Origin of the sequence: Streptomyces sp. TP-A0356 (assembly GCF_001417775.1) — a bacterium.
GTDB lineage: Bacteria > Actinomycetota > Actinomycetes > Streptomycetales > Streptomycetaceae > Streptomyces.
Genome location: NZ_BBZJ01000018.1, coordinates 25,748 through 52,137, shown reverse-complemented (window position 1 = coordinate 52,137; position 26,390 = coordinate 25,748). Strand labels below are relative to the sequence as shown.

Here is a 26,390-nt window from a genome sequence, read left to right as displayed (position 1 = left end):
GGGTAGCCGTGTTTTTACCGGGCGGGGCACCATCATTCGCCTACGCGCGGTAAGTTTCTGGCCATGCCACGTGGACGTCACCGCCATTCCCCGCCCTTGCACAGGCTGTTGCCTCCTTCGGTGATCGCCGGCGTCTCGGTCGTCTGCGCCGTGGGGCCCTGGCTGTTCACGGAGCCGCTGGTGCTCCGTGGGCTGGCCGCGGGCGCCGCGCTGACGACGGTCGTGGGCGCGGTCGTCATGCGCCGCTGGGACGCCGCCGCGGGCAAACGCGTCGCCGACCTCACGCGCGCGCGGGCGAGCGACGAGTGGCGCTACGAGGAACGGGTCGCCGAGCTGGAGACCGACCTGGAGGAGTCTCGGGAGCTGCGCACGAAGCTGGAGCAGAGGCTGCGGGCCAAGCGCGCGGAGCTGGCCAAGCTCCGCAACGAACACGCGGCTTTGCTGCGGCGGTACGCCACGGCGGAGACGGAGCGCGCCAGCGCCCTGGAGGGGCGCCGCCTGCTGGAGATCGAGACGACGACTCCGGCACGTGCGCTGCCCGCGCCGCAGCCGCCGACCCCCGCCGCGCGGGAGACACCGGACGCCGCTCGGAACGCGGCCGCCCGTGCCGACGTACGGCCCCCCGAGGACGTCACGGACGTTCCGGACGTGACGGACGCGACCGCCCCGGCCGGTGCAGAGCCCGAGCGGGGCGCGGTTTCCGGGGCGCCGGCTCCCGGAGCGTTCTCCCCGGATGGCTCCGCGCTCTTCCTGCGGGCCGGCTCGGCGCTCGCACGGCTCGCCGAGGACGAGGGCGCCGCCGCGGAGCGCGCCGCGACGGACGTGCCCGCCGCCACGCCTGCGAGCGACGCCAGGGAGACGACCGCTTCCGAGGCGACGGAGGAGACCGCTTCCACGGAGGACGGCGACCCGGCCGAGGCGACCGCTTCCGCGATGGACGCGAGGGACGGCGACGCGGGGGACGCGACCGCCCCCGCCGAGGACGGGGAGGCGGCCGACACGACCGCGTCCGTGGAGGACGACGGCGCCGCGGAGGCGCCGGACACCGCCGCGCGGGACAAGGCCTCCCCCGAGGCCCGTACCACGCCCGTCATCTCCGCCCTGTCCGCCCTGTCCGCCAAGTCCTCCCCGAAGAAGGGCGGCCCCGGTGACGGCGGCGGCACGAAGCGGCCCACCGCCGAACCCGACGCGCCCGGTGTCCATGCCGGCGAGGAGGGCGAGGCGGAGGGGAAGCCCGTGGCGGTCGCCGAACGGCAGGACGCGGCCGCCCCGACCCACCAGCAGCCCCAACCGGTCGTCACCAAGCCGGCACACGCCACCGGCCACTTCACCGTGCCGACCGCCGTGGCCGTCGTACCGGCGGCTCCTCGACGGCGCCAGGCCGCCGAGGGCGGTTTCGACTTCTTCGGTACGCAGAAGCCGCGGCAGGACTTGGAGTCCGTGCAGAACGAGGACCTCGCGGACGTCGTCGGCCAGGAGGCGCTCGCGGTGCACAAGGAGGAGGCCGAGTCCGGCTTCAAGCCCGCGGACCCCGAGGCGCGCGCCGTCAGCCAGATCATCGATCTGACGGCCCATGACGAGACCGAGCAGATCGACGTCCAGGGGCTGCGCACCGCGGCGTCCTGAGACCGGCCGACGTACGTGTCGGCCCACCGACGACACGGGTGAGGGGCGGAGGCACGTCATGTGCCGCCGCCCCTCGCGCCGTTCGGACCTCGGCTACGGGACCATCCACCGTTCGGGCCGGGCGTCCCGGCGTCCGGTGCGCGACCGGTCCGCCTGCGCGTACAGCAGCGCCGTCGCCTCCTCGGCGTCCCGCAGGCGCGCCCGCACCGTCCGGTTCGCGCCGGTGTCCACCTGTACGTCGGCCACCTCCTTGAACCGCCTCCAGGGCCCCTGTGTCAGCCGTACGCTCTGGACCTTCGCATGCGGTACGAGGGCCAGGCTGCGGCGCAGCAGGCCGTGCCGGGCGGCGAAGACCGTGTCGGTGACGGCGAGGCCGTGGCCGCGCCACCACAGCGGCAGCTGGGTCAACGGGTGCAGCCGCCGTTCGGCGACCTGCCGCCCCTTCCGCACCTCCGGTATGCCGGCCTCTGCCTCGGGCGCGCTCACAGCCCCGCCGATCGGGCCTCGCCCAGCTCGGTCAACCGGTCCCGCAGCCGCTCCGCCTCGGCCGGGTCGAGGCCCGGGATGGTGGCGTCGGTCGCGGCGGCCGCGGTGTGCAGCTGCACGTTCGCCAGTCCGAAGTGCCGTTCGACCGGACCGGAGGTGACCTCGACGAGCTGCATGCGCCCGTACGGCACCACGGTCTCCTCGCGCCACAGCACGCCCCGGCTGATCAGCAGGTCGTCGGCCCGCTCGGCGTACCGCCAGGAGCGCCAGTTGTGGCCAGCAGCACCCAGCCCCACCCCAGCAGCGCCGGCGGCAGCAGCGCGAAGAGCGCCCACGCGGGCCCGGCCAGCAGGCCGAGAAGCAGTCCCGCGACCAAGGCCGGCAGCCCCAGCCACACCACCGGCAGCGACCGCCGCATCCGCGGCAGCCCCGGCGGCAGTCCCGTCCAGACGGGCTCACCGCCGGCGAGTACAGTCCCCGTCTCCATGCCGCAAGCGTACGTACGAGAGACTGGGACCATGACTCCTACGACGGAGACCATGGTCGGGATCGGCGGTGCCGCGGAGAGCACCGACATGGTGCTCAACATCGGCCCCCAACACCCGTCGACGCACGGCGTGCTGCGGCTGCGGCTCGTGCTGGACGGCGAGCGGATCAAGGGCGCGGAGCCGGTCATCGGCTATATGCATCGCGGCGCCGAGAAGTTGTTCGAGGCGCGCGACTACCGCCAGATCATCATGCTCGCCAACCGTCACGACTGGCTCTCCGCCTTCTCCAACGAGCTGGGTGTGGTCCTGGCCGTCGAGCGGATGCTCGGCATGGAGGTCCCCGAACGGGCGGTGTGGATGCGCACGCTCCTGGCGGAGCTGAACCGCGTCCTGAACCATCTGATGTTCCTCGGCTCCTATCCGCTGGAGCTGGGTGGCATCACGCCGGTGTTCTACGCCTTCCGGGAGCGCGAGGAACTCCAGAACGTCATGGAGGAGGTCTCCGGCGGGCGCATGCACTACATGTTCAACCGCGTGGGCGGCCTCAAGGAGGACCTGCCCGCGGGCTGGGCCACACGCGCGCGTGCCGCAGTCTCGGGGGTGCGCTCCCGCATGGACCGGTTCGACGACCTGGTGCTCGGCAACGAGATCTTCCGGGGGCGCACGCGGGGCGTGGGCCACCTCACGGCGGAGGCCGTGCACGCGTACGGCGTGAGCGGGCCGATCGCGCGCGCCTCCGGGGTGGACTTCGACCTGCGCCGGGACGAGCCGTACCTGGCCTATCCCGAGCTCCAGGACACGCTGAAGGTCGTCACCCGGCAGGAGGGCGACTGCCTGGCCCGCTTCGAGTGCCTCCTGGAGCAGACCCACAACGCGCTCGACCTGGCCGACGCGTGCCTGGACCGGCTGGCCGAGCTGCCGCCCGGGCCGATCAACCAGCGCCTGCCCAAGGTGCTCAAGGCGCCCGAGGGCCACACCTACGCGTGGACCGAGAACCCGCTCGGCATCAATGGCTACTACCTGGTCAGCAAGGGCGACAAGACCCCGTACCGGCTGAAGCTGCGCTCGGCCTCGTACAACAACATCCAGGTGCTGACCGAACTGCTGCCGGGGACGCTGGTCGCGGACATGGTGGCGATCCTGGGGTCAATGTTCTTCGTGGTCGGGGACATCGACAAGTAGCTTCCCGAGCAGATCACCGAGGTAGGCGTCCGGCATACCGACGGGCTGGAGCAGCCAGCCGAAGTCACCGAGGCCCCCGGGGGCGTTGAGTTCGGCGGCGGCTCCGGCCTGCGCGAGGGCGTGCACGTAGGCCGTGGGGTCCGTGGAGGCAAGCGTCAGCGGGGGGCGTGCGCCGGTGATGCCCAGAGCGCGCAGGGCGGTGCGCTGGGTGAGCAGGCGCGCCCCCGGAAGGGCGCAGGCGTCCAGCGCCACGTGCGCGGTGATGTCGCAGGAGCCGTCCGGCACGGGGGCGGTCTCCCGGCCCGACCGGAACCCGGTGAGCGTCCCGAAGGGCGGGCGGGCGTCCGCGTGGTGGGCGTAGTCGACGGCGACGGCGAGCCCGCGGCCGACGGTCGCGACGGCGTCGGCCCAGGCGGTGTCCCTGGGGATGCCGATCTCGGCGCGGGCCCCTTCGCGGGACAGCGGCCACCAGCGCTCCAGCCACCGCGCCTGCGCGCCCGCGACCGGCTCTCCGAGGCGCTCGGTGCCGTCCTCCCGTACGAGGACCAGCCGGGGTACGCCGTCGGGGCCGACCTCCGCGACCTCGACCGGTACGTTGTCCAGCCACTCGTTCGCGAACAGCAGCCCGGTGATCCCCTTCGGGGGTTCGCCGAGCCATTCGACCCGGGGGTCGAGGCCCTCGGGGCGCCGGGCGATCTCTACGGCGTACGGGCGCGCCCGGGCGGCGACGTCCGGGGGCAGCGCGTCGAGGACACCGGCGGCCAGCTCGCCCCGGCCTGCCGCCATGTCCACGAACGCCAGCTCGGCAGGCCGCCCCAGCGCCTCGTCGACCCGGCACAGCAGCCGGGCCACGGCGGCGGCGAAGAGCGGCGAGGCGTGCACGGACGTACGGAAGTGCCCCGCGGGCCCCTCGGGCCGCCGGTAGAACCCGCCCGGCCCGTACAGCGCCTCCTCGGCCGCCGCCCGCCATCCCCGCCACTCACCGCTCGCCTTGTGCACCACGGTGCCAGGCTAGGACGGGGCGAGTACGGGCGCGGACGCGGATGCTTGCGGCCGGGGTCGGGCCGGGGCCGCGTTCCGGGACTGGGCCCGCATTGGCGCCGTGTGTGCGGGGCGCACGCGCCCTCGCCCCCGTGTCCTGCCTCCTGACGCCCCAGCGCGCTCGCCCTCGGCCGTCCTCGGGTCCCGGCGTCCGGCGTCCGCGTCCCGCGTCGCGGCGGCTTGCGTCCGCCGTTCTCGCGTCCGTGCGCTGGTGGTCTCCGTGTCCGCCGGACTCGCGCCCGCGTCCCGGCGGTCTCCGCGTCCGCCGGCCTCGCGCCCGCGTCCCGGCGGTCTCCGCGTCCGCCGGCCTCGCGCCCGCGTCCCGGCGGTCTCCGCGTCCGCCGGCCTCGCGCCCGCGTCCCGGCGGTCTCCGTGTCCGCCGGCCTCGCGCCCGCGTCCCGGCGGTCTCCGTGTCCGCCGGCCTCGCGCCCGCGTCCCGGCGGTCTCCGTGTCCGCCGGACTCGCGCCCGCGTCCCGGCGGTCTCCCTGCCTCTCCCTGCCACGCCGTCCTCTCGCCCCCGCCTCGGCGTCCCGCTACCGTCCCCCCACGCCCGTCCCCAGGTCCCGCGCCCTCACTCCCGCGTCTTCACCCTCCCTGCCCTCGCGCCCCCTGCGTGCGCTCCTGCCGCGGCGTGCGGGACCGCGCTCGGTGCGAAGGGGGTGTGCGCCGGGCAACCCAGCGCCCGCATGGGCTCCGGCGGCTCCGGCGCGGTTCCGTTCGGCCCGTCTCTCACCGTTCGGGATCATGGAGCATCCACCTTGCGGAGTACGCGTGTCCGTCCCGGATCGACCCTCCGGTTGACCCCTGCACGCAACGGGCTTCCCTACTCTGGGTTACGTGCAGCGCCTCTATGACTTCCTCCGCAGGCACCCGACGTGGGTCGACAGCTTCTGGGCCGTCGTTCTGTTCGGGCTCTCCTGCGTGAGTGTGACGAACCTCAGCGGGGCGCGGAACTACCACGGATCGCTCTTCGCGGGGCTCACGATCTCCGCCGTCCTGTGCGTGGTCGTGGCGCTGCGCCGCCGCATGCCCGAGGCCATGCTCCTCGTGGCCGTGGCGATGGGACTGGCGCAGCTGGTTCTGGACCAGCAGCCGGTGGCCGCCGACTTCGCCATGCTGGTGATCATCTTCACGGTCGCCGCGGACGGCGCCCGCTGGGCCTCCCGAGTGGGCCTGATAGGCGGCTTGTGCGCCGGCACCCTGGCACAGACGCGCTGGGCGGACCACCATGCGAGCCCCCTGAGCACGGTCGCCGTCGCCGTCTTCCAGACCGTGCCCTTCGCCCTCGCCTGGGTCCTCGGCGACTCCCTCCGCACGCGCCGTGCCTACCTGGCCCAGCTCGAGGAGCGCGCCGCCCGCCTGGAGAAGGAGCGCGAGGCGCAGGCCAAGGTCGCGGTCGCCGCCGAGCGCGCCCGGATCGCCCGTGAACTGCACGACGTGGTCGCGCACAACGTGTCGGTGATGGTGGTGCAGGCGGACGGTGCCGCCTACGTCCTCGACACCGCCCCCGACCAGGCCAGGAAGGCGCTGGAGACGATCTCGGGGACCGGCCGCCAGGCCCTCGCCGAGATGCGCCGTCTGCTGGGCGTGCTGCGCACCGGCGAGCACACGGAGGCCGGGGAATACGTACCGCAGCCCGACGTCGAGCAGATCGACGAGCTCGTCGAGCAGTGCCGCAGCGCGGGTCTGCCCGTCGACTTCAAGGTGGAGGGCACGCCGCGCCCGCTGCCCAGCGGCGTCGAGCTGACGGCGTACCGGATCGTCCAGGAGGCGCTCACCAACACCCGCAAGCACGGTGGCCCCAACGCGGGCGCGAGCGTGCGCCTGGTGTACTTCGACGACGGCCTCGGGCTGCTCGTCGAGGACGACGGCAAGGGCGCCCCGCACGAGCTGTACGAGGAGGGTGGCGCCGACGGACAGGGCCACGGACTGATCGGCATGCGGGAGCGGGTCGGCATGGTCGGCGGCACCCTGGACGCGGGCCCCCGGCCCGGTGGAGGCTTCCGCATCAGCGCCCTGCTGCCGCTGAAACCCGCCCACTGACACCGCTGAAACCCGCCCACTGACACGTGCACCCCCGCCCGACCGCCCGCGACACGACCCAGCCCCGCCCACCGAAGGCCGACCGGAGGACCCCCGCCATGCCGATCCGCGTGATGCTCGTCGATGACCAGGTGCTGCTGCGCACCGGGTTCCGGATGGTGCTCGCCGCCCAGCCGGACATGGAGGTCGTCGCGGAGGCGGGCGACGGCGTCGAGGCCCTTCAGGCGCTGCGCTCCACCGAGGTGGACGTGGTCCTCATGGACGTCCGCATGCCGAAGCTGGACGGCGTGGAGACCACCCGCCGCATCTGCTCGGAGCCCAACCCTCCGAAGGTGCTGATCCTGACCACCTTCGACCTCGACGAGTACGCCTTCTCCGGGCTGAAGGCCGGCGCATCCGGGTTCATGCTGAAGGACGTGCCGCCCGGCGAACTGCTCACCGCCATCCGTTCCGTGCACAGCGGCGACGCCGTGGTCGCGCCGTCCACCACCCGCCGCCTGCTCGACCGTTTCGCGCCGATGCTGCCCGGTGGCACCACGGAGCCCCGGCACAAGGAGCTGGAACGGCTCACCGACCGCGAGCGCGAGGTCATGATGCTGGTCGCGCAGGGCATGTCCAACGGCGAGATCGCGGCCCGGTTGGTGCTGTCCGAGGCGACCGTGAAGACCCATGTCGGGCGCATCCTGACGAAGCTGGGGCTCAGGGACCGGGTGCAGGTGGTGGTCCTCGCGTACGAGACCGGACTCGTACGGGCGGGCGGGCACGGTTGAGCCACCTGTGATCCCGGCGTGACCGGCGACCACTAGGGTCTGCGCATGCTCCTGTGGATCAACGGCCCCTTCGGGGGCGGCAAGACACAGACCGCACACGAGATCCGGCGCCGTCTGCCCGGCAGCGTCATCTGCGATCCGGAACACGCAGGATTCGGCCTGCGCCGCATGCTGCCGCCCGAACTGCGCGGGAACTTCCAGGACCTGGCCTCGTGGCGGCAGGGCGTGGTCGAGGTCCTCGATCTCGCGCTCCGCGAACACGACGGCGTGGTCATCGTCCCCATGACGGTCACCGATCCGGACTACTTCGCGGAGACGGTGGGCCGGCTGGGCGAACTGGGCCACGACGTACGCCACTTCGCGCTCCTCGCCGAGCGGGAGACGGTCCTGAAACGGCTGCGCGAGCGCGGCTTCGGGCACCTCGTCCAGTACGTCGCAGGGAAGGACGCCCCGCTGCGCAGGGAGAGTTGGGCCGTCCAGCAGCTCGACCACTGTCTGCAGCGGCTGCGCGAGCCGGAGTTCGCCGAGCACCTGTGGACGGACCACTCGACGGTGCCCAAGACGGCGGACCGGATCGCCGTGCTCGCCGGACTGACGCTCAGACCCAACAACGAGGGCGCCGTGCGGACACGGCTGCGGCAGACGAAGGTCTCGCTGCAGCACATCCGGTTCGACTGACGGCCCGGCTGATCGGCTATCTGAGGATTCCCTCCAGGAAGTCGCTGCCCAGCCGGGCCACCGCGGTCACGTCCAGCTGGTGCAGGACGTACCGGCCGCGGCGGCGGGTGGTGAGCAGGCCCGCCTTCTTCAGGGCGCTGAGGTGCCGGGATATCTCGGGCGCCGTCAGGCCGTGGACCTGGGCCAGCTCACCCGTCGTGAACGCGCTGCGGGCCAGGCTGCGGCACATGCGCATCCGCACCGGGTGGGACAGGGCGGCCATCCGCAGGGTCAGCTGCTCCAGCGACGGCGGAGCCGCAGGCGCGGGGGAGCTGATGGGGTAGTGCAGCACCGGCTGCCAGCCGTGGCGGTGCAGCACCATCAGATGCGGACGGCCCAGGCTGGTCGGGACGAGCAGCAGGCCGCCGCCCGCCGTGGCGGTCCGGCCCTCGCCGAGCTTGTCGACGACGATGCGGTTCGCGGCCTCGTCGAGCGTCACCGCGGACGACACCGACGCCAGCGCCTCGCCCAGGCCCTTGCGACGCAGGAGGTCCGTCTTGTGGCGGGCGTCGGCGGCGAGCTGGTGGCGCAACCGGGACCAGGTGTCGGCGAAGAAGGCGGCGTCGCAGTCCGCGAGGAACTGCCGCAGCCAGGCCCGGGTGCCCGGCGGGTCGGCCAGCAGCCGCTCGCTGAACCGCAGCTGCTGCGGCCCCCGCGCGGCGGCCAGCTCCAGGGCGCGTGCGCGGGCGTCGGCGTCGGCGAGCACGGCGGGGCCCGGACCGCTGCACGGCAGCGCGCAGGTGAACTCCAGCGCCGCGTCGACGAACTGCTCGTCGCTGAGCTTGTCCAGCAGGTCCAGCTCCTCGGCGAGCGTGGCACCGGGGAGGGTGTCCCGGCCCGGCATGCCCGCGCACGGCAGGAAGAGGTCCGAGAACGTCGTACGCCACAGGAAGTCGGCCTCGCACATCCGGTCGGCCAGATGCGAGTCGAGGCCGGCGGTCACGGAGGTGACCCAGCCCTGCAGGCCGGGATGGTGGCCGGGCTCGGACAGTGCGTGCAGGGCCATCCCGAGTTCGGCCAGCGGGGAGATCACGACGGCGATCCTCTCCCGCCGCAGCCCGCTGATGTCGATGTCCACGCTCATGACCTCATGGTGCACCCCGCCACCGACAACGCCGCCGCCGATTGACGAGGCCTGTCAATCGGGGCGACGCATGGCCGGGGGCGCATGCAGGCTGGAACCACCGGGGCAGCCGCGGAGCCTTCCGGATCCCGTTCCCGTACCCGAAGAGGGCCGTTTCGCCATGAGCATCACCCAGCAGTACCTCCTCGACACCTACCGCGCCCAGCGCCTCGGCGAGCCCGCCCCACCCGCGCCCGGCGCCCACGACTGGCAGCTCGTCCGTGAAGTGCGCGACTATCAGCACTTCCGCGCGGTGCTGGCGGGCCGCCCGCCGCGCGGACGGCTGCGGGCGGCGCTGGCAGGGTGGTTGCCTGGCCGCCGCTCGCGTCCTTCATGCTGAGCCGGTTGCCCGTCTCCCCGGCGGCACGCCGAGAGCACGCACCGGACGCCGCTCCTTGTCCCACGGAGACCGCCGGAGCTCCGAACAGAGTGGGCGCCCGGCTCACGGCCTCCCATTCTGTCCGGAGCTCTTAGTCCGCGGCCCCCGGCAGCCGGTTCGTGAAGTCCGTCACCGCCTCCTTCACGTCGTCCGCCGTCCACGTCAGGCCGTCGGCCCGTACGGAGACCTCGGTGACGGCCAGGTCCGGGCCGCCGCGGGCCCAGGAGTCCGCGAACAGCAGGGTTCCGGTCTCCTCGGCCTGCCGGACCGCGGCCTCCGAGAGGGCGTCGGGGTCGTACGGCAGCCAGACCTGGAACTCGTGGGTGTGCGGCTGCCCGGGGTGCACACGCGCCCACGGCACCCCGGCCGCCGCGAACCCCTCGCGCAGCGCGGCCGCGACCACGCGCGCGTGGCGCACGTACTGCGGCAGTCTGGGCAGCTCGCGCTGCAGACCGGCGAGCGCCGACAGCGCCGTCGGGAACTGCTGGAAGACCTGCCCGCCGTAACGGTGCCGCCAGGCCTTCGCCTCGTCGACGAGCGTCCTCGGACCCGCGAGGGCCGCTCCGCCGTACCCGTCGAGGGACTTGTAGAACGACACGTAGACGCTGTCGGCGAGGCCCGCCACGTCCTCCAGCGGGCGGTCGAAGTGGACCGTGGACTCCCACAGGCGCGCGCCGTCGAAGTGCACCACCGCGTCCCGCTCGCGAGCGGCCTGGACGACGTCGGTCAGCTCCTCGAAGGACGGCAGGACGAAACCGGCCTCCCTGAGGGGCAGTTCGAGCGTCAGCGACCCGAAGGGTTCCGCGAAGTCACGCACCTCGTCGGCCGTCGGCAGCCGGGGCTCACTCGTGACACGCACCGGGCGCAACCCGCTGACCTCGCTGAACGCCTTCCGTTCATGCAATTCGGGGTGGGCGAGCCCCTGCAGGGCCACCGTGATGTTCCCGGTGCGGCCCGCCCAGCAGCGCAGGGCCACCTGCTGGGCCATCGTGCCCGTCGGGAAGAAGGCGGCGGCCTCCTTGCCGAGCAGTCCGGCGACCTTCTTCTCCAGCGCCTCGACGACCCCCGACCCGTAGATGTCCGCGGTCTCGTCCAGGTCGTACACGTCCCCCACGCCGTCCAGCAGCGCCAGTCGCTCCCGGAGCGTCCCCAGGAAGCCCGGTCGCGCAAGGACGCGCTCCGCGCGCCGGACGGCGGCGATCCGGCGCTCCCGGAGCAGGCGCCGGGCCTCGTCGGGCGACTCCGCCGACCGTTCCCCGTCGTGTTCGGCTGTCTGCGCCATGTCCCCCTCCACCGGCCGCCCGGCCGTCCTCTTCGCCCTGTCGTCCACCCACCGATGATGCCGCGCACCCACCCCGCCGGGCACCGCATTTCCGTGCGCCCATGACCTGCGGGAACCCACAGCCTGTGGACAACCGGTCGGCCCGGCGGCCAATCGCGTTAACATGACGAGAAATCGTCCGGTACCCAGAGCGGACTGGAACGGGAAGGCCACCGTCGAGTGAGTACATTCCAACAGCCGGATCCCAGGGACCGCCCGGCGCGGCTCTCCGTGGGTGTGGTCGGAGCCGGCCGGGTCGGGCCCGCGCTGGCCGCGTCGCTGCAACTCGCCGGGCATCGCCCGGTCGCCGTTTCCGCGGTCTCCGACGACTCGAGACGACGGGCGGCGACGATGCTCCCGGACGTGCCGGTCGTCCCGACCGCCGAGGTCCTGGAGCGCGCCGATCTTGTCCTGCTGACCGTTCCGGACGACACGCTGCCGGGCCTCGTGGAGGGCCTCGCCGAGACCAGGGCCGTACGGCCGGGACAGCTGCTCGTGCACACCTCCGGCCGGTTCGGCGCGAAGGTGCTCGATCCCGCCCTGCGCGCGGGAGCGCTGCCGCTGGCCCTGCACCCCGCGATGACCTTCACCGGCACCCCGGTGGACGTGCAGCGCCTGGCCGGGTGCTCCTTCGGGGTCACCGCGCCCGAGGAGCTGCGCCTCGCCGCCGAGGCGCTCGTGATCGAGATGGGCGGCGAGCCCGAGTGGATCGCCGAGGAGATGCGCCCGCTGTACCACGCGGCCCTCGCCATCGGCGCCAACCACCTGGTCACCCTGGTCGCCGAGTCCATGGAACTGCTGCGCGCGGCGGGCGTCGAGGCCCCCGACCGCATGCTCGGCCCGCTCCTGGGCGCCGCCCTCGACAACGCCCTGCGCTCCGGCGACGGGGCTCTGACCGGCCCCGTGGCGCGCGGTGACGCGGGTACGGTCGCCGCGCACGTCGCCGAGCTGCGCAAGCACGCCCCGCAGACGGTCGCCGGCTATCTGGCGATGGCCCGCGCGACCGCAGACCGGGCCCTGGCCCATGGACTGCTCAAGCCGGAGTTGGCCGAGGACCTGCTCGGGGTACTCGCCAACGGCACCGAGGGGAACGCCCGATGACCACCACCCTGCTGCTGCGCACCGCCGACGAACTGCACGCGCGCGTGAAGCATGGCCGCCGGGCAGTCGTGATGACCATGGGCGCCCTGCACGAGGGCCACGCCACCCTGATCCGCGCCGCCCGCCAGATCGCCGGGCCGCACGGCGAGGTGGTCGTCACCGTGTTCGTGAACCCGTTGCAGTTCGGCAAGGGCGAGGACCTCGACCGCTATCCGCGCACCCTGGACGCCGACCTGAAGATCGCCGAACAGGCCGGGGCGGACGCCGTGTTCGCCCCCTCCGTGGACGAGGTCTACCCCGGCGGAGAGCCCCAGGTGCGGATCTCCGCGGGCCCCATGGGCGAGCGCCTCGAAGGGAGCTTTCGCCCCGGCCACTTCGACGGCGTGCTCACCGTCGTCGCCAAGCTGCTGCACCTCACCCGGCCCGACGCGGCGCTGTTCGGGCAGAAGGACGCCCAGCAGCTCGCCCTGATCCGCCGGATGGTGCGCGATCTGAACTTCGGTGTGGAGATCATCGGCGTGCCCACCGTGCGCGAGGACGACGGGCTCGCCCTCTCCAGCCGAAACCGCTACCTGTCGCCGGACGAACGGCACGCCGCGCTCGCGCTCTCGCGGGCCCTGTTCGCGGGCCGCGACCGGCACGCCGCCCAGGAGGCGCTGCGCGCGCGTGCCCGCGAAGTGCCCTCCACGCACGCGCGTGCCGAGGCGCTCAGCGCCCTGGGGGAGTCGCGCGCGGCGGCCGACGCGCACGCGGTCGCGAAGGCCGCGCCCGGCGGCCCCGCCGCCGTCCGCGCCGCCGCCCGTCTCGTCCTGGACGAGGCCGCCCACCTGGACCCGCCGCTGGTCCTGGACTACCTGGCCCTGGTCGATCCGTCGGACTTCAGCGAGATCTCCGGCGACTTCACCGGCGAGGCGATCCTGGCCGTCGCCGCCCGGGTCGGGACGACCCGCCTGATCGACAACATCCCGCTCTCCTTCGGAGCCCCCGAACCCGTCGACCCTCACGGAGCCGCCTCGTGACCGGCACAGGCATACGACTGCACGCGCCCGCACCGGGCTGGTCCATCGCCGCGGACGTCGTGGTCGTCGGCTCCGGGGTCGCGGGCCTCACCGCGGCCCTGCGCTGCGGGGCCGCCGGCCTGACGACGGTCGTCGTCACGAAGGCCCGCCTCGACGACGGCTCCACCCGCTGGGCGCAGGGCGGTATCGCGGCGGCCCTGGGCGAGGGCGACAGCCCCGACCAGCACCTCCAGGACACGCTGGTGGCGGGCGCGGGCCTGTGCGACGAGGAGGCCGTGCGCCTCCTGGTCACCGAGGGCCCCGACGCCGTACGCCGGCTCATCTCCACCGGCGCGCACTTCGACACCGACGACGAGGGCGGCATCCAGCTCACCCGTGAGGGTGGCCACCACCGCCGCCGTATCGCACACGCGGGTGGCGACGCGACCGGCGCCGAGATCTCGCGGGCCCTCGTCGAGGCGGTACGCGCGCGTGGACTGCGCACGATCGAGAACGCGCTGGTCCTGGATCTGCTCACGGACGCCGAGGGCCGCACCGCGGGCGTGACCCTGCACGTCATGGGCGAGGGCCAGCACGACGGCGTGGGCGCCGTGCACGCGCCCGCCGTGGTCCTCGCGACCGGCGGCATGGGCCAGGTCTACTCCGCGACCACCAACCCCTCGGTGTCCACGGGCGACGGCGTGGCGCTCGCCCTGCGGGCCGGAGCCGAGGTCAGCGACCTCGAATTCGTGCAGTTCCACCCGACCGTGCTGTTCCTCGGCCCGGACGCGGAGGGCCAGCAGCCGCTGGTCTCCGAGGCGGTGCGCGGCGAGGGCGCCCACCTCGTGGACGCGGACGGGGTGCGCTTCATGATCGGGCAGCACGAACTGGCCGAACTGGCGCCCAGGGACATCGTCGCCAAGGGCATCATGCGTCGCATGCAGGAGCAGGACGCCGAGCACATGTTCCTCGACGCCCGCCACTTCGGCGCCGACATGTGGGAGCACCGCTTCCCGACGATCCTGGCGGCCTGCCGCGCCCACGGCATCGACCCGGTCACCGAGCCCATCCCGGTCGCCCCCGCCGCTCACTACGCCTCCGGCGGCGTCCGCACCGACTCCCACGGCCGGACGACCGTGCCGGGCCTGTACGCGTGCGGGGAGGTCGCCTGCACGGGCGTCCACGGCGCCAACCGGCTCGCCTCGAACTCGCTTCTGGAGGGGCTCGTCTACGCCGAGCGCATCGCCGTCGACATCGCGCGGGGCCGGGCGGCCGACGGCCTTCACGCGCGCGTGCCCGCATCCGTCCCATACTCCGAGAAGCCCGCGCATCCCCTGCTCGCCCCGGAGGACCGGTTCACGATCCAGCGGATCATGACGGAAGGCGCCGGAGTGCTCCGGTCCGCGGCGTCGCTGCGGGAGGCCGCCGACCGCCTCCAGCGGCTGCACAGCGACGCGCGCGACGCGCTGGACGAGAACGGCAAGACCTCCGAGCCGGGCGTCGACACCTGGGAGACCACCAACCTGCTGTGGGTGGCCCGGGTCCTGGTCGCCGCCGCCCTCCAGCGCGAGGAGACCCGCGGCTGCCACTGGCGTGAGGACCACGCCGGGAGCGACGACACCGCCTGGCGCCGCCACATCGTCGTACGGCTGAACCCGGACCGGACGCTGGCCGTACGCACCACCGACACCGCAGACTTCCCCCCGACCCTCTCCCGGGCTTCCGGCTCCGCCGGCGCCGGGGAGACCGCCAAGGCCCGTCCTCAGGAGTGACAGAAGTGACCACCCCCGACCATCCCCTCGTCCCGAGCGGCGGCTGCGGCGACGGCTGTGCCTGCGGTGCCGCCGGCGCCGCCGACGAGTACGGCGACCACGGCGACTACATGGAGTGCGGGCTCGATCCCGCGCTCGCCCAACTCCTCGCGGACGCCGGACTCGACCCGGTGGAGGTCGAGGACATCGCCAACGTGGCCATCCAGGAGGACCTGGACCACGGCCTGGACGTGACGACGGTCGCGACCATCCCCGAGGACGCGGTCGCGACGGGCGACTTCAGCGCGCGCGAGCCGGGCGTGGTGGCGGGCCTCAGGGTCGCCGAGGCGGTCATCTCGGTGGTCTGCACCGACGAGTTCGAGGTCGAGCGGCATGTGGACGACGGTGATCGGGTGGAGGCCGGCCAGAAGCTCCTGACCGTGACCACGCGCACCCGCGACCTGCTCACCGCGGAGCGCAGCGCGCTGAACATCCTGTGCCGTCTGTCGGGCATCGCGACGGCCACGCGCGCGTGGGCGGACGCCCTGGAGGGAACCAAGGCGCGTGTACGGGACACCCGTAAGACGACACCGGGCCTGCGTGCCCTGGAGAAGTTCGCGGTCCGCTGCGGCGGCGGCGTCAACCACCGTATGTCGCTGTCGGACGCGGCGCTGGTGAAGGACAACCACGTCGTGGCGGCCGGGGGCGTGACGGAGGCCTTCGAGGCGGTCCGCGGGATGTTCCCGGACGTGCCGATCGAGGTCGAGGTCGACACCCTGCACCAGCTGCGCGAGGCCGTGGACGCGGGGGCGGACCTGATCCTGCTGGACAACTTCACCCCGGGCGAGTGCGAGGAGGCGGTGTCGATCGTCGCCGGCCGCGCCGTCCTGGAGGCGTCGGGCCGGCTGACCCTGGAGAACGCGAGGGCGTACGCGGACACGGGCGTCGACTTCCTGGCGGTCGGAGCCCTGACGCACTCCTCGCCGATCCTGGACATCGGCCTGGACCTGCGAGCGGCGGAGTAGGTAGGGCCCATGCTGCTGACCATCGACGTAGGCAACACGCACACCGTCCTCGGCCTGTTCGACGGCGAGGACATCGTCGAGCACTGGCGCATCTCCACGGACGCCCGCCGCACGGCGGACGAACTGGCGGTGGTCCTCCATGGCCTGATGGGCATGCACCCGCTCCTCGGCGAGGAACTGGGCGACGGCATCGACGGCATCGCGATCTGCTCGACGGTCCCGTCCGTCCTGCACGAGCTGCGCGAGGTCACCCGCCGGTACTACGGTGACGTCCCCGCGGTCCTGGTGGAGCCCGGCATCAAGACGGGCGTCCCGATCCTGATGGACAACCCGAAGGAGGTCGGCGCCGACCGCATCATCAACGCGGTGGCGGCGGTCGAGCTCTACGGCGGCCCCGCGATCGTCGTGGACTTCGGCACGGCGACGACGTTCGACGCGGTCTCGGCACGCGGCGAGTACGCGGGCGGTGTCATCGCCCCCGGCATCGAGATCTCGGTGGAGGCCCTCGGTGTCCGCGGCGCCCAGCTCCGCAAGATCGAACTGGCCCGTCCGCGCGCGGTGATCGGCAAGAACACGGTCGAGGCGATGCAGGCGGGCATCGTGTACGGCTTCGCGGGGCAGGTCGACGGCGTGGTCAACCGCATGGCCCGCGAGCTCGCGGACGACCCGGACGACGTCACGGTCATCGCCACGGGCGGCCTGGCCCCGATGGTCCTGGGCGAGTCGACGGTGATCGACGAACACGAGCCGTGGCTGACCCTGATCGGTCTGCGCCTGGTCTACGAACGGAACGTCTCACGCATGTGAGGGGATCAGCGCCCCGCAGGGGCGCGGGTCTGTGACAGCCCCGCGGCTCCGCCGCGTGGGCGCGACGAGCCACGAACGAGCCGCGGTCACCCACGGACAGGAACCACATGGGCGAAAGGGCGCAGGCCGCCCCCACCTGAGGGAACCCCAAGCGACACGACATTACCGCTATGCCGGTTTTGTCCGATTAGCGGTAGCGTCACCGCATGCCCACGCCATACGGATCCCGCGGCGGCCTGGCGTTCGGCGCGGAGGAGCTGCGCGTGCTCCGCCGCGCCCTCGCCCTCGCCCTCCACCACCACGCCGCTTCCCCCGAGGACGTCCAGGACTGCCTCCGCCTCGCCGCGTCCCTGGACGAGGCGGTGCACGAGGGCGCCCGACTGAGGGCCTTTCTGCTGGCCGACCTCGCCCGCTACCGCGCCGCCCTCCCCGGCGCCGCCACCGGCTATCTGACTCTCCTTGCGGACGGCCTGCGCGTCGGCTACCGCCCGGTCGCGGACGACCTCGCCGCCCTGCGCGCCCTGCGCGGCACCCCCACGGCCGCCGCCCTCCTCGACCGCTGCGGCGCCCTCGCCGAACGCGACGCACGCGCCTGCCGCACCCCCCGCAGGGTCTCGATCCCCGTCTCCCGTGCCCGTCTCACGGCGCTCCCGGGCGGCCGCGCGGCCGCGGACGAGCAGGCGGAGAAGCCGTCCCGCAAACCCGACAAGCCGGCCGAGAGGCCCGAGAAGCCCGCCCCGCGCCCCGAGCCGGGAACGCCACGCCCCTCGCGCCCCATCCCGACTCCCGGCGAGGTCTTCCCGCCCAAACGGAAACCCGGCCCGCCCCACGCGCATCGGCAGCTGGCCGTCGGCTAGTGCTGCGACCGGAAAGGTTCACCGGCTCGCGACGCCCGGCACGGCACCTCGCCGCGTTGTCGCATCGCCCGAGTACATCCAGTACGCGGGCGACGCTCCGCCTTGCGATGCACCGCACCGGACGCCGCGAGCTTCCCGGCAAACCTTTCCGGCCACAGCACTAGCCGGGCGGGCGGGGCCGTACCCGGCGTACCCGTCCCATCCGGTAACGCCCACCCGACCGGGATCCATCGGACAGGCCCTGGCTACTCTGGACACATGGACTACGTCTCCGCGCTCGTACCCCCGGTCGTCATGGCCGTGTTCTTCGTCGGGCTCATCAGGGTGATCGTGAAGACCCAGGGCGGCGCCAACAAGGCCAAGGAGGACGCGGCCGTCGACGCGGCCCTCGCCCGCGCGGAGGCCGCCCGCCAGGGCGCCTGGGACGCCGAGGCCTGAGCCCGGCCCACGGGCCGGCCCCCGGCTCCCCGCACTCCCGGCGCCGTCCCGCGCCACCCCGGCGTACGACTCATGCACTTTTCGAGTCGTACGCCCTTTTTGTTGCCGTTCGCCGTGTAAGCGCACGTCCGCCGGGCCATTGTCGACATCTCCCACTATTGTGCTGAGCGTGCCTCGCCCATTGGGAGAACTCGAAGACGCGGTCATGACGCGGGTGTGGAAGTGGAACCGCCCGGTGACCGTTCGAGAAGTCCTGGAAGACCTCCAGCAGGAACGGTCCATCGCGTACACCACGGTGATGACCGTTTTGGACAATCTCCATCAGAAGGGCTGGGTCCGCCGTGAGGCGGAAGGCCGGGCCTATCGATATGAGGCGGTCTCCACCCGTGCCGCCTACGCGGCCGCACTGATGAACGACGCCTGGTCGCAGAGCGACAACCCGGCCGCCGCACTCGTCGCCTTCTTCGGCATGATGAGCGACGAACAGCGGCAGGCACTGCGGGACGCCGTACGCATCGTGCAAGGTCCCGTGAGTGCCGAGGAGCCCGGAAGCGCCGAAACGGCGGCCACCGCGGATGCCGTCTCCCCCGAATCCCCCGAATCCGCCGCGTCCCCCGATCGTCCGGCCGGTGGCGGCGGCGAGAAGCCCGGCGAGAACCCGGGGAAGAGGGGAAGAGGCGAGAACCCGGGGAAGAAGCGTGCGCAGACGCTTGAGGAGAAGAACCCCGCCTCCGCCGAGGACGACACCGGGCGATAGCGTCCGCTCATGCCAGCAGAGCGCCCCGAAGCGACCGCAAAAGCCATCACCGTCCGACGGGCCCGAACCAGCGATGTGCCGGCGGTGCGCCGCCTCCTCGACGCCTACGTCCGGCGCGGCATCCTGCTCGACAAAGCGACGGTCACGCTTTACGAGGACATCCAGGAGTTCTGGGTGGCGGAACGTGACGACAGCGGCGAGGTCGTGGGCTGCGGCGCCCTGCACGTCATGTGGGAAGACCTGGCGGAAGTCCGCACACTCGCGGTGATGCCCGGGGCCAGGGGTCTCGGCGTCGGGCACCGGTTGCTGGAGAAGTTGCTGCAGACCGCCCGCTGGCTCGGCGTTCGTCGCGTTTTCTGTCTGACCTTCGAAGTGGACTTCTTCGGGAAGCACGGCTTCGTGGAGATCGGGGAGACGCCCGTCGACGCCGATGTCTACGCCGAGCTGTTGCGTTCCTATGACGAGGGCGTGGCGGAGTTCCTCGGTCTCGAACGAGTGAAACCGAACACCTTGGGCAACAGTCGGATGCTTCTGCATCTGTGATCGCCAAGGGATCGTCCGTGACTATTCGGGTGTTGCTTGACGGCCGGACACCCGTGCCCAGGTTCCCTATGTCCGAAACGCGCATCTTTCCGGTCTCCCGGCCCCCCGTCGGGCTCTGTCGAGGGGTTTGTGTTTTTCAGGCAAAAGCGGTTTGCTTTCCGATGTACTGCAGTACTGCATATAACAGGGGACGCGAAACATGCGGCACGCGCCGCAGCCCTCGGCCCTGAAGTTATCGATGAAAGGAAATCCGGTGGCACAGAAGGTTCAGGTCCTTCTTGTCGACGACCTCGACGGCGGCGAGGCGGACGAGACCGTCACGTTCGCACTGGACGGCAAGACGTACGAGATCGACCTCACGACGGCCAACGCGGACAAGCTCCGTGGCCTTCTCGACCCCTATGTGAAGGGCGGTCGTCGTACCGGAGGCCGTGCCGCGGGCGGGCGGGGCAAGGCTCGCGCCGCCGCTTCCGGTGGCGCCCAGGACACCGCGCAGATCCGTGCCTGGGCGAAGGAGAACGGTTACGAGGTCAACGACCGTGGCCGCGTTCCGGCGTCCATCCGCGAGGCCTACGAGAAGGCCAACGCCTGAGCGCACGCGCGCCGCAGCCGCACCCGGTGGCACTGCGTTGCCATCGTGTCGACCAGCCGTACCAGATCGGGGGCGCCTTCGCCGCCCCGCACGGCCGACAGCGTCGGCAGCAGAAGCTCGACCTCGCACCCCGGCTCGGGGGGCCGCAGCCAGACGGCGGCCCCCTGTGAACCGGTCCGGCTCAGGGGAAGCGGCCGCGATCCCGGGGTGTCGGCCGGCCCCGGCGGCACACCCGCCGCCCACCCCGGCGGCAGCGGCGCCTCGACGTGCCCGCCCGCCCCGGTCGCCCTGAGGTCCAGGTCCAGGGCGCCCCACTCCAGCCAGTCGAGCAGTCCCGGCAGCTCCTCCGCGCTGCCCGCGGCCACCAGCAGCCGCATCCGCTCCCCGCACAGCGCGACCGGGGCCGCCGGCCCCACATGCCGCAGCGCGGGCCTGCCCGCCTCCGCGGGGACGTCCAGGACGTCGAAGCGCAGCCCCGTGACCAGCCGCACCGGCTCTCCGGGCGCGGTCGCCCAGCCCAGCTCCTCCTCGTACCACCGACGCACCGCACTGCCCGGATGGAGCGGCCATCGGGGGAGCGGCACCGTGTGGACCATGCCAGGAGCAACAGCGGAAGCCCGTTCGGGGTTACGCTGAGTGGCGGTGCGATTGCGTACAGTGCCGAAAGAGGGGGCGTGCGGGGGTGTTCGGCGGCGCAAGGATGTTCGCCCGTAGCGGAGGGAAGCGGTGCGCTCGGCATGGAGTGTCGGTGCGGACGGGTAAGACATCCCTAGTGGGAGGGGGCGTCACGCGGGAAAGGTCGTCTCACGTTCGCCATCGGCGTACTGGTGACAGGGGTAACTGCCTGGCCTGCGGGAACATCGTCTCGCACCATCGGGTTGGAGCAGATGTCGGCGTTCCGGGTCAGGAGGCCAAGAACGGTGTCGGCAGTTGGAATGAGCGGTCCCCGCTTGCGGGACTAAGCTGCGGAAGGACAGGGAGGGGAGCGTCCCCTTACTGCCTGACCGCTCTGAGGAGCGATTAACGATGTTCGAGAGGTTCACCGACCGCGCGCGGCGGGTTGTCGTCCTGGCTCAGGAAGAAGCCCGGATGCTCAACCACAACTACATCGGCACCGAGCACATCCTCCTGGGCCTGATCCACGAGGGTGAGGGTGTCGCCGCTAAGGCCCTGGAGAGCCTCGGGATTTCGCTCGAGGCGGTCCGCCAGCAGGTGGAGGAGATCATCGGCCAGGGCCAGCAGGCCCCCTCGGGCCACATCCCCTTCACCCCCCGTGCCAAGAAGGTCCTGGAGCTGTCGCTCCGCGAGGCCCTTCAGCTGGGCCACAACTACATCGGCACGGAGCACATCCTGCTCGGCCTGATCCGTGAGGGCGAGGGCGTCGCCGCCCAGGTCCTGGTCAAGCTGGGCGCAGACCTCAACCGTGTCCGCCAGCAGGTCATCCAGCTGCTGTCGGGATACCAGGGCAAGGAGACCGCCACCGCCGGCGGCCCGGCCGAGGGCACGCCCTCGACCTCACTCGTCCTGGACCAGTTCGGCCGGAACCTCACCCAGGCCGCTCGTGAGTCCAAGCTCGACCCGGTCATCGGGCGCGAGAAGGAGATCGAGCGGGTCATGCAGGTGCTGTCCCGCCGTACGAAGAACAACCCGGTCCTCATCGGCGAGCCCGGCGTCGGCAAGACGGCGGTCGTCGAGGGCCTGGCGCAGGCCATCGTCAAGGGCGAGGTGCCCGAGACCCTCAAGGACAAGCACCTCTACACCCTCGACCTGGGCGCGCTGGTCGCCGGATCCCGCTACCGCGGTGACTTCGAGGAGCGCCTGAAGAAGGTGCTGAAGGAGATCCGCACCCGCGGCGACATCATCCTGTTCATCGACGAGCTGCACACGCTGGTCGGTGCGGGTGCCGCCGAGGGCGCCATCGACGCCGCCTCGATCCTGAAGCCGATGCTGGCCCGTGGTGAGCTGCAGACCATCGGTGCGACCACGCTCGACGAGTACCGCAAGCACCTGGAGAAGGACGCGGCCCTGGAGCGCCGCTTCCAGCCCATCCAGGTCGCGGAGCCGTCCCTGCCGCACACCATCGAGATCCTCAAGGGTCTGCGCGACCGTTACGAGGCGCACCACCGCGTCTCCATCACGGACGAGGCCCTGGTCCAGGCCGCCACCCTGGCCGACCGCTACATCTCGGACCGCTTCCTGCCGGACAAGGCGATCGACCTGATCGACGAGGCGGGTTCCCGGATGCGCATCCGCCGGATGACCGCGCCGCCGGACCTCCGCGAGTTCGACGAGAAGATCGCGGCCGTCCGCCGGGACAAGGAGTCGGCGATCGACTCCCAGGACTTCGAGAAGGCGGCTTCTCTCCGCGACAAGGAGAAGCAGCTGCTCGCCGCGAAGACCAAGCGGGAGAAGGAGTGGAAGGCCGGCGACATGGACGTCGTCGCCGAGGTCGACGGCGAGCTGATCGCCGAGGTCCTGGCCACCGCCACGGGCATCCCGGTGTTCAAGCTCACCGAGGAGGAGTCCAGCCGCCTGCTCCGTATGGAGGACGAGCTCCACAAGCGGGTCATCGGCCAGGTGGACGCCGTCAAGGCGCTGTCGAAGGCGATCCGCCGTACGCGTGCGGGTCTGAAGGACCCGAAGCGTCCGGGTGGTTCGTTCATCTTCGCGGGCCCGTCCGGTGTCGGTAAGACCGAGCTGTCCAAGGCGCTCGCCGAGTTCCTGTTCGGCGACGAGGACGCGCTGATCTCCCTCGACATGTCGGAGTTCAGCGAGAAGCACACGGTGTCGCGTCTCTTCGGTTCGCCCCCCGGTTACGTGGGCTACGAGGAGGGCGGCCAGCTGACGGAGAAGGTGCGCCGTAAGCCGTTCTCGGTCGTCCTCTTCGACGAGGTCGAGAAGGCCCACCCGGACATCTTCAACTCGCTGCTGCAGATCCTGGAGGACGGTCGTCTGACCGACTCCCAGGGCCGGGTCGTGGACTTCAAGAACACGGTCATCATCATGACGACCAACCTCGGCACCCGGGACATCTCCAAGGGCTTCAACCTGGGCTTCGCCGCCCAGGGCGACACGAAGAGCAACTACGAGCGCATGAAGAACAAGGTGTCGGACGAGCTGAAGCAGCACTTCCGGCCCGAGTTCCTCAACCGCGTCGACGACGTGGTCGTCTTCCCGCAGCTGACCCAGGAGGACATCCTGCGGATCGTCGACCTGATGATCAGCAAGGTCGACGAGCGGCTCAAGGACCGGGACATGGGCATCGAGCTCGCCCAGTCCGCGAAGGAGCTGCTGGCGAAGAAGGGCTACGACCCGGTGCTGGGCGCCCGGCCGCTGCGCCGCACGATCCAGCGCGAGATCGAGGACACGCTGTCCGAGAAGATCCTCTTCGGGGAGCTGCGTCCGGGTCACATCGTGGTCGTCGACACGGAGGAGGAGGGCGACACCAAGACCTTCACCTTCCGCGGTGAGGAGAAGTCGGCGCTTCCGGACGTTCCGCCGATCGAGCAGGCGGCCGGCGGCGCGGGCCCGAACCTGAGCAAGGAGGCGTGAGCGCAGGGCGCTCGGCCTACTGAGTGGAAAGGGGCTGCCCCGGGACCAGGTCCCGGGGCAGCCCCTTTCCTTTACGGCGTATGCGCCGCGCCCCACAGCTCGGCGAACTGAAGTGCCTTTGGTGTGAATCGGGGATATTCCGGTGCGATAGCACTACAGCCAATAAGGGCAAAAGGGATATTCGCCTTGGGGCGGGAGAAGGCGCCGGGCTTCTGTCGAGTATCGGCGAAATACCCCCGGTGGTGCACGAAGCAGTGCCGTGGATGACCTCCGCGCCGGTGAGGGACCCGGCTGGTCCGAGGCGTCCCTACGGCGTCTGGGGGTCCGCCGACTGCGTGCCCGCGTGCGCCTGCGTGACCAGATCGATCGCGACCTCCAGGACCGCCTTGCGCTTGTCCTCGGGGTCGCCGTCGTCCTCCTGGAGGACGAACATCCCCGCGTGCATGGTGAACAGCGCGCTGAGGCAGCGGACCTGGTCGGTCAGGGACGCGTCCGGGTCCCTGATGATGTCCCGCATCCCCAGCATGCGGTCCTTGAACTGGTTGCCGATGCTCAGTTCGCGGATCGTCGCCTGGTTCTCCTGCATGAACTGGAAGAGCGGGGCCGCACCCGTCAGCGCCTCGCTGTAGCGGCGCAGCACCTCCTGCTTGGTCTCCAGGCTGTGCGGTTGCGCCTTGCCCCACTCGATCAGCTCGTCCATGGGCCGGGTCAGGTCCTCGAAGATGCTGACGAGGATCTCTTCCTTGGTCTTGAAGTGGTAGTAGAGCGCGGCCTTGGTGACGTCCAGGCGCTCGGCGATCTCGCGCAGCGAGGTCTTCTCGTACCCCTGCTCGGCGAAGAGTCCGAGCGCCACGTCCTGGATGCGCTGGCGGGTGTCCCCGCGCCGCTGCCGCTTGGTGCCGTCCATGGTGCCCATCCTCGTACTCCTCGCGCTCCCCGGACCTGTGTGCCGGCCAACAGGCAGGCCCGGGAAACTTACTTGACGCCCGGCTAGTTACCGGGCTACCGTCCCGCAGTGTAGTCAACTAGCCGGTCGGCAAGTAAGTAGCCGGGCGGCCCGCAGTACCTAGGGGAGTGGGGAGCATGGCGGACCACGAGGCGCCGGCCGGTAGCGAGAAACAACCACGGAGCGTGCGGGTCGTCCTGCTCGCCCTGATGATCACGATGATGCTCGCGATGCTGGACAACATGATCGTGGGCACGGCGATGCCGACGATCGTGGGCGAGCTCGGCGGGCTCCAGCACCTTTCGTGGGTGGTGACCGCCTACACCCTCGCGACCGCGGCATCCACCCCGCTGTGGGGCAAGCTCGGCGACATGTACGGGCGCAAGGGCGCCTTCATGAGCTCGATCGTGATCTTCCTGGTCGGATCGGCGCTCAGCGGCATGGCGCAGAACATGGGCCAGCTCATCGGCTTCCGTGCCGTACAGGGCCTGGGCGCCGGTGGTCTCATGGTCGGCGTCATGGCCATCATCGGGGATCTGATACCGCCGCGGGAGCGGGGCAAGTACCAGGGCATGATGGCCGCTGTCATGGCCCTCGCGATGATCGGCGGACCGCTGGTCGGCGGCACCATCACCGACCACTGGGGCTGGCGCTGGGCGTTCTACATCAACCTGCCGCTCGGAGCCGTCTCGCTGGCGCTGATCAGCGCCGTCCTGCACCTGCCGAAGAAGCGCTCCCAGGCGCGTATCGACTACCCGGGCGCCCTGCTGCTGACCGTCGGCATCACCTCGATCGTGCTGGTCACCACCTGGGGCGGGACCGAGTACGCCTGGACCTCCGCGCGGATCATGGAGCTGATCGGGATCGGGGTCGCCGCGCTCGTCGGGTTCGTGTTCTGGCAGACCAGGGCCGCCGAGCCGGTCGTGCCGATGCACATCTTCCGTAGCCGAAACTTCTCGCTGATGTCGGCGATCGGGTTCATCACCGGGTTCGTGATGTTCGGTGCGACGCTGTTCCTGCCGCTGTACCAGCAGGCGGTGCAGGGTGCGTCCGCGACCAACTCCGGGCTGCTGCTCCTGCCGATGCTCGGCGCGATGCTCGTCGTGTCGATGATCGCCGGCCGGGTCACCACCAACAGCGGGCGCTACAAGGTCTTCCCGGTGGTCGGCAGTGTGCTGATGGTCGTGGGCCTGTTCCTGCTCGCGCAGATGGGCACCGGGACGAGCCGGTTCACCTCGGGTGTGTACATGGCCGTCCTGGGTGCCGGAATGGGCTGCCTGATGCAGATCACCATGCTGGTGGCCCAGAACAGCGTCGAGATGAGGGACATGGGTGTCGCCTCCTCGACCACCACCCTGGCCCGGACGCTCGGCTCCTCCTTCGGTGTCGCGATCATGGGCGCGCTGTTCAACAACCGGGTGCAGCACGTGATGGCCGAGCGGGCGGGCTCGCTCGGCTCGAAGATCACCGCGCAGTCCGCGCAGCTGGACGCGAAGAGCCTGGAGAAGCTGCCGGCTGCGGCCCGTGAGGCCTATCAGTACGCGGTGTCGTCGGGTACGCACTCGGCGTTCCTGCTCGGCGCGGTGGTGGCCGTGGCGTCGCTGGTGGCCGCGGTGTTCGTGAAGGAGGTTCCGCTGCGGGGCGCGGGGCCGGACAAGCGGGCCGGGGGCGCGGCTGGGGACGCCGCGGATGCGCAGCCGGCGGTTGCAGAGGCCGTCTGACCCGCACCACTCCCGGCCCGAAGGCCCCCGGCGCTGTCCGCCCGGGGGCCTTCGCCGTGTACGGGTGGGATGCCCCGTCCTGAGCGGGAGTCAAGGAGGGTGGAGCTCGGCGGCCGGTGGTTCGC

At 71.8% G+C, this 26,390-nt stretch carries 24 protein-coding genes and 1 pseudogene; 18 read left to right on the top strand and 7 right to left on the bottom strand.

The genetic code is table 11. The features are described 5' to 3' along the window. The first annotated feature begins 63 nt into the window (after nucleotides 1-63). A complete protein-coding gene (locus ASC56_RS15460) occupies nucleotides 64-1,626 on the top strand; it encodes a hypothetical protein (protein ID WP_055491993.1) in 1,563 nt (520 codons plus the stop codon). 93 nt (nucleotides 1,627-1,719) lie between these two features. Here the strand turns inward: ASC56_RS15460 and ASC56_RS15455 are convergent, their stop codons facing one another. Next, nucleotides 1,720-2,112 (bottom strand): PH domain-containing protein, encoded by a 393-nt coding sequence (locus ASC56_RS15455; protein WP_055491992.1) that lies wholly within the window; start codon nucleotides 2,110-2,112, stop codon nucleotides 1,720-1,722. After that, a pseudogene (locus ASC56_RS15450) lies at nucleotides 2,109-2,599 on the bottom strand (PH domain-containing protein). The gene ASC56_RS15455 and the pseudogene ASC56_RS15450 overlap by 4 nt, the downstream one beginning before the upstream one ends. Before the next feature lie 31 nt (nucleotides 2,600-2,630). On the opposite strand from ASC56_RS15450, the gene ASC56_RS15445 reads away from it, so the two are divergent. Beyond that, nucleotides 2,631-3,782: an NADH-quinone oxidoreductase subunit D gene (locus tag ASC56_RS15445; RefSeq protein ID WP_055491991.1), complete on the top strand. Its 1,152-nt coding sequence runs from the start codon at nucleotides 2,631-2,633 to the stop codon at nucleotides 3,780-3,782. Here the strand turns inward: ASC56_RS15445 and ASC56_RS15440 are convergent. Then, nucleotides 3,747-4,784: an SAM-dependent methyltransferase gene (locus ASC56_RS15440; protein ID WP_055491990.1), complete on the bottom strand. Its 1,038-nt coding sequence runs from the start codon at nucleotides 4,782-4,784 to the stop codon at nucleotides 3,747-3,749. The two genes, ASC56_RS15445 and ASC56_RS15440, sit on opposite strands and share 36 nt — an antisense overlap. Before the next feature lie 877 nt (nucleotides 4,785-5,661). Here ASC56_RS15440 and ASC56_RS15435 point away from each other — a divergent pair. From ASC56_RS15435 to ASC56_RS15425, 3 genes are all read left to right on the top strand, one after another. Next, nucleotides 5,662-6,867 carry a sensor histidine kinase gene (locus tag ASC56_RS15435; RefSeq protein ID WP_055491989.1) on the top strand — a complete coding sequence of 402 codons (1,206 nt, stop codon included), beginning with the start codon at nucleotides 5,662-5,664 and terminating at the stop codon, nucleotides 6,865-6,867. 98 nt (nucleotides 6,868-6,965) lie between these two features. Further along, on the top strand, nucleotides 6,966-7,637 hold the full coding sequence (locus tag ASC56_RS15430; protein ID WP_055491988.1) for a response regulator transcription factor: 672 nt from the start codon (nucleotides 6,966-6,968) through the stop codon (nucleotides 7,635-7,637). A gap of 45 nt (nucleotides 7,638-7,682) precedes the next feature. Continuing rightward, nucleotides 7,683-8,315 (top strand): AAA family ATPase, encoded by a 633-nt coding sequence (locus tag ASC56_RS15425; protein ID WP_055491987.1) that lies wholly within the window; start codon nucleotides 7,683-7,685, stop codon nucleotides 8,313-8,315. Nucleotides 8,316-8,331: 16 nt separating this feature from the next. Here ASC56_RS15425 and ASC56_RS15420 read toward each other — a convergent pair whose 3' ends face one another. Then, entirely contained in the window at nucleotides 8,332-9,438 is a 1,107-nt protein-coding gene (locus ASC56_RS15420; protein ID WP_055491986.1) for a DUF5937 family protein, read from the bottom strand. Between the two features lie 160 nt (nucleotides 9,439-9,598). On the opposite strand from ASC56_RS15420, the gene ASC56_RS39685 reads away from it, so the two are divergent. Next, nucleotides 9,599-9,817 carry a hypothetical protein gene (locus ASC56_RS39685; RefSeq protein ID WP_055491985.1) on the top strand — a complete coding sequence of 73 codons (219 nt, stop codon included), beginning with the start codon at nucleotides 9,599-9,601 and terminating at the stop codon, nucleotides 9,815-9,817. Between the two features lie 130 nt (nucleotides 9,818-9,947). Here the strand turns inward: ASC56_RS39685 and ASC56_RS15410 are convergent, their stop codons facing one another. Next, nucleotides 9,948-11,138, bottom strand: coding sequence for a low specificity L-threonine aldolase (locus ASC56_RS15410; protein ID WP_055491984.1), 1,191 nt, complete (start codon nucleotides 11,136-11,138; stop codon nucleotides 9,948-9,950). Nucleotides 11,139-11,357: 219 nt separating this feature from the next. Between ASC56_RS15410 and ASC56_RS15405 the strand changes: the two genes are divergently transcribed. From ASC56_RS15405 to ASC56_RS15360, 10 genes are all read left to right on the top strand, one after another. Beyond that, entirely contained in the window at nucleotides 11,358-12,278 is a 921-nt protein-coding gene (locus ASC56_RS15405; RefSeq protein ID WP_055491983.1) for a Rossmann-like and DUF2520 domain-containing protein, read from the top strand. After that, nucleotides 12,275-13,297, top strand: coding sequence for a pantoate--beta-alanine ligase (panC, locus tag ASC56_RS15400; protein WP_055491982.1), 1,023 nt, complete (start codon nucleotides 12,275-12,277; stop codon nucleotides 13,295-13,297). Before ASC56_RS15405 ends, panC begins: the two co-directional genes overlap by 4 nt. Continuing rightward, nucleotides 13,294-15,048 carry an L-aspartate oxidase gene (locus ASC56_RS15395; protein ID WP_055491981.1) on the top strand — a complete coding sequence of 585 codons (1,755 nt, stop codon included), beginning with the start codon at nucleotides 13,294-13,296 and terminating at the stop codon, nucleotides 15,046-15,048. Before panC ends, ASC56_RS15395 begins: the two co-directional genes overlap by 4 nt. A gap of 5 nt (nucleotides 15,049-15,053) precedes the next feature. Beyond that, on the top strand, nucleotides 15,054-16,052 hold the full coding sequence (nadC, locus tag ASC56_RS15390) for a carboxylating nicotinate-nucleotide diphosphorylase (protein ID WP_055491980.1): 999 nt from the start codon (nucleotides 15,054-15,056) through the stop codon (nucleotides 16,050-16,052). A 9-nt stretch (nucleotides 16,053-16,061) separates the two neighbouring features. Next, a complete protein-coding gene (locus ASC56_RS15385; RefSeq protein ID WP_055491979.1) occupies nucleotides 16,062-16,859 on the top strand; it encodes a type III pantothenate kinase in 798 nt (265 codons plus the stop codon). Between the two features lie 206 nt (nucleotides 16,860-17,065). After that, on the top strand, nucleotides 17,066-17,716 hold the full coding sequence (locus ASC56_RS15380) for a hypothetical protein (RefSeq protein WP_055491978.1): 651 nt from the start codon (nucleotides 17,066-17,068) through the stop codon (nucleotides 17,714-17,716). 258 nt (nucleotides 17,717-17,974) lie between these two features. Continuing rightward, on the top strand, nucleotides 17,975-18,154 hold the full coding sequence (locus tag ASC56_RS15375; protein ID WP_055491977.1) for a hypothetical protein: 180 nt from the start codon (nucleotides 17,975-17,977) through the stop codon (nucleotides 18,152-18,154). A 205-nt stretch (nucleotides 18,155-18,359) separates the two neighbouring features. Further along, entirely contained in the window at nucleotides 18,360-18,911 is a 552-nt protein-coding gene (locus tag ASC56_RS41890; protein WP_055491976.1) for a BlaI/MecI/CopY family transcriptional regulator, read from the top strand. Between the two features lie 9 nt (nucleotides 18,912-18,920). Next, the gene (locus tag ASC56_RS15365; RefSeq protein ID WP_079102514.1) at nucleotides 18,921-19,454 is read left to right on the top strand and encodes an amino-acid N-acetyltransferase; all 534 of its coding nucleotides are present in this window, start codon (nucleotides 18,921-18,923) and stop codon (nucleotides 19,452-19,454) included. A gap of 253 nt (nucleotides 19,455-19,707) precedes the next feature. Beyond that, complete coding sequence (locus tag ASC56_RS15360) at nucleotides 19,708-20,046, top strand: Lsr2 family protein (RefSeq protein WP_055491975.1); 339 nt, start codon at nucleotides 19,708-19,710, stop codon at nucleotides 20,044-20,046. Here ASC56_RS15360 and ASC56_RS15355 read toward each other — a convergent pair. Beyond that, nucleotides 20,025-20,642, bottom strand: coding sequence for an SCO3374 family protein (locus ASC56_RS15355; RefSeq protein WP_055491974.1), 618 nt, complete (start codon nucleotides 20,640-20,642; stop codon nucleotides 20,025-20,027). The genes ASC56_RS15360 and ASC56_RS15355 overlap by 22 nt on opposite strands. A gap of 430 nt (nucleotides 20,643-21,072) precedes the next feature. Here ASC56_RS15355 and ASC56_RS15350 point away from each other — a divergent pair, with 430 nt between their 5' ends. Continuing rightward, complete coding sequence (locus tag ASC56_RS15350; protein ID WP_055491973.1) at nucleotides 21,073-23,598, top strand: ATP-dependent Clp protease ATP-binding subunit; 2,526 nt, start codon at nucleotides 21,073-21,075, stop codon at nucleotides 23,596-23,598. Nucleotides 23,599-23,905: 307 nt separating this feature from the next. Here ASC56_RS15350 and ASC56_RS15345 read toward each other — a convergent pair whose 3' ends face one another. Continuing rightward, entirely contained in the window at nucleotides 23,906-24,505 is a 600-nt protein-coding gene (locus ASC56_RS15345; protein WP_055492243.1) for a TetR/AcrR family transcriptional regulator, read from the bottom strand. A gap of 176 nt (nucleotides 24,506-24,681) precedes the next feature. Here ASC56_RS15345 and ASC56_RS15340 point away from each other — a divergent pair, with 176 nt between their 5' ends. Beyond that, complete coding sequence (locus ASC56_RS15340; protein ID WP_055491972.1) at nucleotides 24,682-26,265, top strand: MDR family MFS transporter; 1,584 nt, start codon at nucleotides 24,682-24,684, stop codon at nucleotides 26,263-26,265. The last annotated feature ends 125 nt before the right edge of the window (nucleotides 26,266-26,390 follow it).